Here is a 9,253-nt window from a genome sequence, read left to right on the forward strand (position 1 = left end):
TGACTATGTAAAAAAAATAAAACGTCACCTCCCAAAATTGGGAGGTGACGTTTTATGTAGTATTTCATTAATTTTTGAACGAGTGTAGCGGTGCCGGAATATGCCCACCCCTACTAATTAAATCTTCAGAAGAGAATTCACTTACTCCTAAAAGTGGTGCCCGTCCTAGTAAACCACCAAATTCAACTGTATCACCGACGTCCATTCCTGGAACAGGAATGATACGAACAGCTGTCGTTTTATGATTCATAATTCCAATTGCAGCTTCATCCGCAATGATAGCAGATAAGGTAGCTGCTGTTGTTTTACCAGGAACGGCAACCATGTCCAGACCTACTGAACAAATGGCAGTCATAGCCTCTAATTTATCAATGGTGATAGCTCCTAATTCTACAGCTTCAATCATACCAATATCTTCTGAAACAGGTATGAAAGAACCTGAAAGTCCACCGACATGTCCACAAGCCATCAGTCCACCTTTTTTTACTGCATCATTTAATACAGCTAAAGCAGCAGTTGTACCGTGCGTACCTACACGTTCTACGCCCATTTCCTGTAAGATATAGGCAACTGAATCTCCCAAAGCAGGAGTAGGTGCTAAAGAAAGATCAACAATTCCAAATGGAACTCCCAACCTCTCAGAAGCCATCGTTCCAACTAACTGTCCCATACGAGTAATTTTAAAAGCAGCTACTTTAATGGTCTCAGCAACAACATCAAAAGATTCACCTTTTACCTTTTCTAATGCACGTTTTACAACCCCTGGACCACTTACTCCTACATGAACAACAACATCTGCTTCCCCAACACCATGAAATGCCCCAGCCATAAAAGGATTATCATCTACAGCATTAGCAAATACTACTAATTTTGCAGCACCAAGCCCTCCTGTGTCTGCAGTAAGCTCTGCAGTTTCTTTTACAACTTTTCCCATTTGTGCAACTGCGTCCATATTGATTCCTGCTTTTGTAGAGCCAATATTTACCGAAGAACAAACTACAGATGTTTCTGATAGCGCACGTGGAATGGAGTCAATTAGTATTCGATCGCCTTTTGTATAGCCTTTTTCAACTAATGCGCTAAATCCACCGATAAAGTCTACTCCAACTTTTTTTGCAGCAGCATCTAAAGTTTTTGCAAATGCTACATAATCTGTATCTGAAGATGCTCCTGCAATTAGTGCAATAGGGGTAACAGATATTCTTTTATTAATAATAGGAATTCCTAATTGATCTTCTATTTCTTGAGCAACAGGTACTAAATCTTTAGCATAACTAGTTATTTTATTATAAATTTTTTCTCTTGCCTTTTCTCCATCACTATCAGCACAGTCTAATAAAGAAATCCCCATCGTAACTGTACGAATATCTAATTTTTCCTCTGCAATCATTTGGATCGTTTCTAAAATATTCTCTTTTCTATTCATTTCTTACACCTGCCTCACAATGTATGCATCGCATTAAAGATTTCTTCTGATTGAATGCGAACGACTAATTTTTCTTCTGCTTCGATCTCTTTCATTTGCTCACGAACTTCTGGAATTGAATGAGGTGAAGAGGTGAAATCACACAACAAAATCATAGTAAAATATTCTTCCATCAATGTTTGTGATATATCCAAGATATTTACTTGTACGTCTGCTAACTTTTTACTAACGCTAGCTACGATTCCAGTATGGTCTTTTCCGGTTACTGTAATAATTGCTCTCATATTTTTCCCTCACTTTTCTTTTCCACACGTAGACGTATGGCTTTAAAATATTGTAACATACCCTACTACTCAATTGGCATGCTTTTACTACTCTCATACTCTTAAATTAAATTTTAATAAATAAATATAAAAAAAGAAGCAAAAGGCTCCGTAGAGCTTTTGCTTCTTTTAGGCTCTATAATATTTGGTGTTGGTGGCTTACAATCACCAATGCCTATTTTTATTCAAAAAAATAGAAACATGTGAAAAAATCCGATAGAATAAAGTTACGACACAACATTCTAAAGGAGGTTTTCACATGTCCCATTCTCATTATATTCGAACCATGCTAGATTTGAAAGATAAAAACATTACGTTCTTACAATCCTTTTGTAAAGAGACGAAAATCAAAGGGATTCTCTCGAAGGTTTTTTATGGCATCCTTTCCTACACACCTCTCCGGTGTGTCAACTGTGGGATGGGAAAAGAAGGAACATCTATTATTAAATATGGCTTTAAGACGAGTCGGTTAACGTTGAATAGCACCAGCCATTACCCAACATACTTACTGCTAAAAAAACAACGCTTTTATTGTAAAAAATGTGTCTCTACTTTCTGTGCAGAAACAAGCGAGGTAGACCGGCATTGCTTCATTTCCAATACGGTTAAACAATCCATCGCGATTGAATCGAAAGATAAAATTTCAGAGAAAGACTTAGCGAGGCGTCACCACGTTAGCCCAACGACAACTTCACGAGTCATTCAAATCATGGCTTCTTCCTTTCAATTACGTACACACTCTCTCCCTAAACATTTATCCTTTGATGAGTTTCATTCTGTCGGAAATCAGATGAGCTTTATCTATATCGATTCTGTGACCCACCAGGTTATTGATGTTTTATCAGACCGAAGGTTACCAACCCTTCGAAGCCACTTTGGTCGCTACTCAACAGAAACGCGCTCCAAAGTAGAAACGATTGTCATTGATATGAATACTCCTTACTTAACACTCATTCACGAATTATTTCCACGGGCTAAAATTATTATTGATTCGTTTCATTTGGTCCAACTTATTAGTCGTTCTTTGAATCAAACGAGAGTGACCTGTATGAACCAGTATCGGACTTCAAATCCAGAAGACTTAAAAAAATATCGCAAACTCAAGCGGTACTGGAAACTTGGATTAAAGAGAGAATCCGATTTGAATTCCGTTCACTATTCGTATCACCGATTGTTTAAAGGAATGAAAAGTCAGACAGGGGTCATGGATTACCTTTTAAATTTGGGAGACGAATACAAAACGACGTATCAGTTCTATCAAGATCTTTTATTTGCCTTTGATCAAAAAGATTTCGTTCTTTTCCAAGAGATCTTAAAAGAAGCCCCAGTGGGGCTTTCTTCCTACATGAAAACAAGTCTGCGAACTCTTAAAAAGTATCAATCATACGTAGAAAATACGTTCTTACATCCTTACACAAATGGACCGATTGAAGGAATCAATAATAAAATTAAAGTGATCAAACGAATAGCCTTTGGATTTCGCAGTTTTTCTAAGTTCAAAACTAGAATTTTAATTTCCTGTAATACCGTTCAAAAATAAAAAAATGCTCTCCAACGGTTCGTTGGAAAGCATTCATTATGTGACTCTCATTCTTCATCGGATTTGTAGTTACCAACACGATTTGACGAAGAGCCTTCTTTTACTATATTTGTATACCGACGGCCGGGGTCGAACCGGCACGCCCTCGCGGGCACTGGATTTTGAATCCAGCGCGTCTGCCTGTTCCGCCACGCCGGCAATATTTTATGCAAATTTTCAATCCTTATCAAGGAAAGGCGGTAACCGGATTTGAACCGGTGATGAAGGTTTTGCAGACCTCTGCCTTACCACTTGGCTATACCGCCGAAATCAAACTGGGGTAGCTGGGTTCGAACCAACGAATAACGGAGTCAAAGTCCGTTGCCTTACCACTTGGCTATACCCCAATGATAATTAATAATATAAAAAATAAAAAAGGCGGCTGATGGGTATCGAACCCACGCGTGCCGGAACCACAATCCGGTGCGTTAACCACTTCGCCACAACCGCCATAATTTGAAAAACAGGGGTAGCAGGAATTGAACCCACACTAACGGTTTTGGAGACCGTTGTTCTACCTTTAAACTATACCCCTAAGGACAAAAAGAATGGAGGAGGGCAGATTCGAACTGCCGAACCCGAGGGAGCGGATTTACAGTCCGCCGCGTTTAGCCACTTCGCTACTCCTCCGTTATTAAAAATGGCTCGAGACAGAATCGAACTGCCGACACCTTGAGCTTCAATCAAGTGCTCTACCAACTGAGCTATCGAGCCAAAATATAAAAAAATACGGTCCCGACGGGATTTGAACCCGCGATCTCCTGCGTGACAGGCAGGCATGTTAACCCCTACACCACGGAACCTATGGGGGTTAACGGGCTCGAACCGCTGACATTCTGCTTGTAAGGCAGACGCTCTCCCAACTGAGCTAAACCCCCATGTAAAGTTTACACAAAAACAATTTAACATATACTATATTTCATAAACTTATAAAATTTTGAATATTTTGTTAATGACCCGTACGGGAATCGAACCCGTGATACCGCCGTGAAAGGGCGGTGTCTTAACCGCTTGACCAACGGGCCATAAAAATCGAAAAATAAATGGGCCTAAATGGACTCGAACCATCGACCTCACGCTTATCAGGCGTGCGCTCTAACCAGCTGAGCTATAGGCCCATAAAAAAAAGCGGGTGACGAGAATCGAACTCGCGACGACAGCTTGGAAGGCTGTGGTTTTACCACTAAACTACACCCGCATGGCGGTCCCGACGGGATTTGAACCCGCGATCTCCTGCGTGACAGGCAGGCATGTTAACCCCTACACCACGGAACCGTTAAATATTAACTATAATATTTAAAATAAAAAATGAAAAATTGCGGGGACAGGACTCGAACCTGTGACCTCCGGGTTATGAGCCCGACGAGCTGCCAACTGCTCTACCCCGCGATAATAGTAAGTATATATTTTCTTCATCAGTCTAAGTAGACTAAAAAAGTAAGGAGGATAAGGGATTCGAACCCTTGCGTGTTTTTACACACCTGACGGTTTTCAAGACCGTTCCCTTCAGCCGGACTTGGGTAATCCTCCATGATGACCCGTACGGGAATCGAACCCGTGATACCGCCGTGAAAGGGCGGTGTCTTAACCGCTTGACCAACGGGCCTTGCTATATTTAAAAAAACAAAACGGAGAAGGAGGGATTTGAACCCTCGCGCCGCGTTAGCGACCTACACCCTTAGCAGGGGCGCCTCTTCAGCCTCTTGAGTACTTCCCCATCAAAAATAAATAACCAGTTTACAGGGACTTTCCTGCAATGGACCTTGCAGGACTCGAACCTGCGACCGGACGGTTATGAGCCGTCTGCTCTAACCAACTGAGCTAAAGGTCCCAGCTCGGTAAAATATAGAAACCTTTAAATAAGTGATTCGAGTATATTTAAAAGATAGCGGCGAAGGGGATCGAACCCCCGACCTCCCGGGTATGAACCGGACGCTCTAGCCAGCTGAGCTACACCGCCAAAATTTCAACAACCAAAATTTCATGATTGTATCGGGAAAACAGGATTCGAACCTGCGACCCCTTGGTCCCAAACCAAGTGCTCTACCAAGCTGAGCTATTTCCCGTAAAAAAATGCACCCAGCAGGAGTCGAACCTGCAACCGCTTGATTCGTAGTCAAGTACTCTATCCAATTGAGCTATGGGTGCTTTTAAAAAAAATGCCGAGAATCGGGATCGAACCGATACGGTGATCACTCACCGCAGGATTTTAAGTCCTGTGCGTCTGCCAATTCCGCCACCCCGGCATTATTCTATTTTACATAAAGCAGATAGTCTGCCTATGTAAGCGGAAGACGGGGTTCGAACCCGCGACCCCCACCTTGGCAAGGTGATGTTCTACCACTGAACTACTTCCGCATGGTGCCGGCTAAAGGATTTGAACCCTCGACCCTCTGATTACAAATCAGATGCTCTACCAACTGAGCTAAGCCGGCTAAAAATGCGGGTGAAGGGACTTGAACCCCCACGCCTTGCGGCGCTAGATCCTAAATCTAGTGCGTCTGCCAATTCCGCCACACCCGCGTACCCTTTTTTATTCAAAAAGGAATGAGTTATGCAGGGCTCGAACCTGCGACCCTCTGATTAAAAGTCAGATGCTCTACCAGCTGAGCTAATAACTCATAAAAAAATGGAGGTTAACGGGCTCGAACCGCTGACATTCTGCTTGTAAGGCAGACGCTCTCCCAACTGAGCTAAACCTCCATAATACAAGAGTTCTTAAATATAATACAGCATTTCTTTCATTACTGCAAGCATATTTTTTTACTACGGTACTTTAAACTTACCATAGAGAAACCTAGTATATAGAAAAATATAAAATGCGCGGCAGCGTCCTACTCTCACAAAGGGAAACCCTTCACTACAATCGGCGCTTGGAAGCTTAACTTCTGTGTTCGAGATGGGAACAGGTGTGGCCTTCCAGCCATCGCCACCGCACATTTTTATGGGATTAAGGAAACATTGTTCCCTCAAAACTGAATACACAACATGAAAAACAAAGGTTGACCAGGCACCGCATTACGTCGCTGCCTGTTTTTGGTTAAGTCCTCGACCGATTAGTACGGGTCCGCTCCATGCATCGCTGCACTTCCACTTCCCGCCTATCCACCTGATCGTCTCTCAGGGGTCTTACTCACTTCAAGTGATGGGAAATCTCATCTTGAGGGGGGCTTCACGCTTAGATGCTTTCAGCGTTTATCCCGTCCACACATAGCTACCCAGCGATGCTCCTGGCGGAACAACTGGTACACCAGCGGTGTGTCCATCCCGGTCCTCTCGTACTAAGGACAGCTCCTCTCAAATTTCCAACGCCCGCGACGGATAGGGACCGAACTGTCTCACGACGTTCTGAACCCAGCTCGCGTACCGCTTTAATGGGCGAACAGCCCAACCCTTGGGACCGACTACAGCCCCAGGATGCGATGAGCCGACATCGAGGTGCCAAACCTCCCCGTCGATGTGAACTCTTGGGGGAGATAAGCCTGTTATCCCCAGGGTAGCTTTTATCCGTTGAGCGATGGCCCTTCCATACGGAACCACCGGATCACTAAGCCCGACTTTCGTCCCTGCTCGACTTGTCTGTCTCGCAGTCAAGCTCCCTTCTGCCTTTGCACTCTACGAATGATTTCCAACCATTCTGAGGGAACCTTTGGGCGCCTCCGTTACACTTTAGGAGGCGACCGCCCCAGTCAAACTGCCCGTCTGACACTGTCTCCCGGCCCGATAAGGGCCGCGGGTTAGAGTGTTCCTGCCGCAAGGGTAGTATCCCACCGTCGCCTCGACCGAGACTAGCGTCCCGGCTTCATTGGCTCCTACCTATCCTGTACATACGGCACAAACACGCAATATCAAACTGCAGTAAAGCTCCATGGGGTCTTTCCGTCCTGTCGCGGGTAACCAGCATCTTCACTGGTACTATAATTTCACCGAGTCTCTCGTTGAGACAGTGCCCAAATCGTTACGCCTTTCGTGCGGGTCGGAACTTACCCGACAAGGAATTTCGCTACCTTAGGACCGTTATAGTTACGGCCGCCGTTTACTGGGGCTTCAATTCGAAGCTTCGCTCGAAAGCTAACCTCTCCTCTTAACCTTCCAGCACCGGGCAGGCGTCAGCCCCTATACGTCATCTTTCGATTTTGCAGAGACCTGTGTTTTTGATAAACAGTCGCTTGGGCCTATTCACTGCGGCTGACCTTTCGGTCAGCACCCCTTCTCCCGAAGTTACGGGGTCATTTTGCCGAGTTCCTTAACGAGAGTTCGCTCGCTCACCTTAGGATTCTCTCCTCGACTACCTGTGTCGGTTTGCGGTACGGGCAGTTAATTTCTAACGAGAAGCTTTTCTTGGCAGTGTGACTGCGGGAACTTCGGTACTTAATTTCCCTCCCCATCACAACTCATCCTTCGCGGGTAGAAGCATTTGACTCCTTCCCAGACTTGTTGCTTGGGCGCGCATATCCATCAGCGCGCATTCCGTTGCCTCCTGCGTCCCTCCATTGTTCAAACAAAATCAACTGGTACAGGAATCTCAACCTGTTGTCCATCGCCTACGCCTATCGGCCTCGGCTTAGGTCCCGACTAACCCTGGGAGGACGAGCCTTCCCCAGGAAACCTTAGTCATTCGGTGGACGGGATTCTCACCCGTCTTTCGTTACTCATACCGGCATTCTCACTTCTAAGCGCTCCACCAGTCCTCACGGTCTCGCTTCAACGCCCTTAGAACGCTCTCCTACCACAGAACCAATGGTTCTGTCCACAGCTTCGGTGATCTGTTTAGCCCCGGTAAATTTTCGGCGCAGGGTCACTCGACTAGTGAGCTATTACGCACTCTTTAAATGATGGCTGCTTCTGAGCCAACATCCTAGTTGTCTGAGCAACCCCACATCCTTTTCCACTTAACAGATACTTGGGGACCTTAGCTGGTGGTCTGGGCTGTTTCCCTCTCGACTACGGATCTTATCACTCGTAGTCTGACTCCCGGACGTGAATCAATGGCATTCGGAGTTTATCTGAATTCGGTAACCCGAGAAGGGCCCCTCGTCCAAACAGTGCTCTACCTCCATGATTCCTCGTGTCCGAGGCTAGCCCTAAAGCTATTTCGGAGAGAACCAGCTATCTCCAGGTTCGATTGGAATTTCTCCGCTACCCACACCTCATCCCCGCACTTTTCAACGTACGTGGGTTCGGTCCTCCAGTGCGTATTACCGCACCTTCAACCTGGACATGGGTAGGTCACCTGGTTTCGGGTCTACGACCCCATACTTATTCGCCCTATTCAGACTCGCTTTCGCTGCGGCTCCGCCTTTTCAGCTTAACCTCGCATGGAATCGTAACTCGCCGGTCCATTCTACAAAAGGTACGCCATCACCCATTAACGGGCTCTGACTACTTGTAAGCGCACGGTTTCAGGTACTATTTCACTCCCCTTCCGGGGTGCTTTTCACCTTTCCCTCACGGTACTGGTTCACTATCGGTCACTAGGGAGTATTTAGCCTTGGGAGATGGTCCTCCCGGATTCCGACGGAATTTCTCGTGTTCCGCCGTACTCAGGATACTGGTAGAGCGATTTGGGATTTCGCATACGGGGCTGTTACCCTCTTTGGCGCGACTTTCCAGTCGGCTTTTGCTATCCCTCTTCGTCTCACATTCCAGTCCTACAACCCCAGGAAGCAAGCTTCCTGGTTTGGGCTTTTCCCGTTTCGCTCGCCGCTACTCAGGGAATCGAATTTTCTTTCTCTTCCTGCAGGTAATGAGATGTTTCAGTTCCCTGCGTCTTCCTCGCTTTACCTATGTATTCAGTAAAGCGTAACACCCGATCAGAGGTGTTGGGTTTCCCCATTCGGAAATCTCCGGATCAATGCTTACGTACAGCTCCCCGGAGCATATCGGTGTTAGTCCCGTCCTTCATCGGCTCCTAGTGCCAAGGCA

3 protein-coding genes, 27 tRNA genes and 2 rRNA genes (1 of these 32 running past the window's edge) are annotated in these 9,253 nt (G+C 45.6%); 1 reads left to right on the top strand and 31 read right to left on the bottom strand.

What is annotated here, in order from left to right:
- Positions 1-67: 67 nt before the first annotated feature.
- Together LZ578_RS00890 and LZ578_RS00895 are read right to left on the bottom strand one after the other, a co-directional pair.
- Complete coding sequence (locus LZ578_RS00890; protein ID WP_235145527.1) at positions 68-1,426, bottom strand: PFL family protein; 1,359 nt, start codon at positions 1,424-1,426, stop codon at positions 68-70.
- 14 nt (positions 1,427-1,440) lie between these two features.
- Positions 1,441-1,710 carry an ACT domain-containing protein gene (locus LZ578_RS00895; RefSeq protein ID WP_235145528.1) on the bottom strand — a complete coding sequence of 90 codons (270 nt, stop codon included), beginning with the start codon at positions 1,708-1,710 and terminating at the stop codon, positions 1,441-1,443.
- Between the two features lie 325 nt (positions 1,711-2,035).
- Here LZ578_RS00895 and LZ578_RS00900 point away from each other — a divergent pair, with 325 nt between their 5' ends.
- Positions 2,036-3,289, top strand: a complete 1,254-nt coding sequence (locus LZ578_RS00900; RefSeq protein ID WP_255763964.1) for an ISL3 family transposase — start codon at positions 2,036-2,038, stop codon at positions 3,287-3,289.
- 114 nt (positions 3,290-3,403) lie between these two features.
- Here LZ578_RS00900 and LZ578_RS00905 read toward each other — a convergent pair.
- The 29 genes from LZ578_RS00905 to LZ578_RS01045 form a co-directional block, all read right to left on the bottom strand.
- A tRNA-Leu gene (locus LZ578_RS00905) sits at positions 3,404-3,487 on the bottom strand.
- Between the two features lie 36 nt (positions 3,488-3,523).
- Positions 3,524-3,594: transfer RNA gene (locus LZ578_RS00910), tRNA-Cys, on the bottom strand.
- Positions 3,595-3,603: 9 nt separating this feature from the next.
- A tRNA-Gln gene (locus tag LZ578_RS00915) sits at positions 3,604-3,675 on the bottom strand.
- Positions 3,676-3,705: 30 nt separating this feature from the next.
- Positions 3,706-3,778 (bottom strand) — tRNA-His (locus LZ578_RS00920).
- 14 nt (positions 3,779-3,792) lie between these two features.
- A tRNA-Trp gene (locus LZ578_RS00925) sits at positions 3,793-3,863 on the bottom strand.
- Between the two features lie 14 nt (positions 3,864-3,877).
- Positions 3,878-3,958 (bottom strand) — tRNA-Tyr (locus LZ578_RS00930).
- 11 nt (positions 3,959-3,969) lie between these two features.
- Positions 3,970-4,042 (bottom strand) — tRNA-Phe (locus LZ578_RS00935).
- A gap of 16 nt (positions 4,043-4,058) precedes the next feature.
- Positions 4,059-4,131, bottom strand: a tRNA-Asp gene (locus LZ578_RS00940).
- Between the two features lie 2 nt (positions 4,132-4,133).
- Positions 4,134-4,206 (bottom strand) — tRNA-Val (locus tag LZ578_RS00945).
- 75 nt (positions 4,207-4,281) lie between these two features.
- A tRNA-Glu gene (locus tag LZ578_RS00950) sits at positions 4,282-4,353 on the bottom strand.
- A gap of 19 nt (positions 4,354-4,372) precedes the next feature.
- Positions 4,373-4,446, bottom strand: a tRNA-Ile gene (locus LZ578_RS00955).
- A gap of 9 nt (positions 4,447-4,455) precedes the next feature.
- A tRNA-Gly gene (locus tag LZ578_RS00960) sits at positions 4,456-4,526 on the bottom strand.
- Position 4,527: 1 nt separating this feature from the next.
- A tRNA-Asp gene (locus tag LZ578_RS00965) sits at positions 4,528-4,603 on the bottom strand.
- Positions 4,604-4,644: 41 nt separating this feature from the next.
- Positions 4,645-4,717 (bottom strand) — tRNA-Met (locus LZ578_RS00970).
- 51 nt (positions 4,718-4,768) lie between these two features.
- A tRNA-Ser gene (locus LZ578_RS00975) sits at positions 4,769-4,858 on the bottom strand.
- A gap of 4 nt (positions 4,859-4,862) precedes the next feature.
- Positions 4,863-4,934, bottom strand: a tRNA-Glu gene (locus tag LZ578_RS00980).
- Positions 4,935-4,957: 23 nt separating this feature from the next.
- Positions 4,958-5,045, bottom strand: a tRNA-Ser gene (locus LZ578_RS00985).
- Between the two features lie 40 nt (positions 5,046-5,085).
- Positions 5,086-5,159: transfer RNA gene (locus LZ578_RS00990), tRNA-Ile, on the bottom strand.
- A 55-nt stretch (positions 5,160-5,214) separates the two neighbouring features.
- A tRNA-Met gene (locus tag LZ578_RS00995) sits at positions 5,215-5,288 on the bottom strand.
- Between the two features lie 32 nt (positions 5,289-5,320).
- Positions 5,321-5,394 (bottom strand) — tRNA-Pro (locus LZ578_RS01000).
- Between the two features lie 8 nt (positions 5,395-5,402).
- Positions 5,403-5,476: transfer RNA gene (locus LZ578_RS01005), tRNA-Arg, on the bottom strand.
- Positions 5,477-5,488: 12 nt separating this feature from the next.
- Positions 5,489-5,574 (bottom strand) — tRNA-Leu (locus tag LZ578_RS01010).
- Positions 5,575-5,614: 40 nt separating this feature from the next.
- Positions 5,615-5,686, bottom strand: a tRNA-Gly gene (locus LZ578_RS01015).
- Between the two features lies 1 nt (position 5,687).
- Positions 5,688-5,763: transfer RNA gene (locus LZ578_RS01020), tRNA-Thr, on the bottom strand.
- A gap of 6 nt (positions 5,764-5,769) precedes the next feature.
- Positions 5,770-5,851 (bottom strand) — tRNA-Leu (locus LZ578_RS01025).
- A gap of 25 nt (positions 5,852-5,876) precedes the next feature.
- Positions 5,877-5,949: transfer RNA gene (locus LZ578_RS01030), tRNA-Lys, on the bottom strand.
- A gap of 9 nt (positions 5,950-5,958) precedes the next feature.
- Positions 5,959-6,031: transfer RNA gene (locus LZ578_RS01035), tRNA-Val, on the bottom strand.
- 118 nt (positions 6,032-6,149) lie between these two features.
- A 5S ribosomal RNA gene (gene rrf / locus LZ578_RS01040) occupies positions 6,150-6,265 on the bottom strand.
- Positions 6,266-6,364: 99 nt separating this feature from the next.
- Positions 6,365-9,253, bottom strand: a 23S ribosomal RNA gene (locus LZ578_RS01045) (it continues 28 nt past the right edge of the window).

Origin of the sequence: Jeotgalibaca sp. MA1X17-3 (assembly GCF_021513155.1) — a bacterium.
Taxonomy (GTDB): domain Bacteria; phylum Bacillota; class Bacilli; order Lactobacillales; family Aerococcaceae; genus Jeotgalibaca.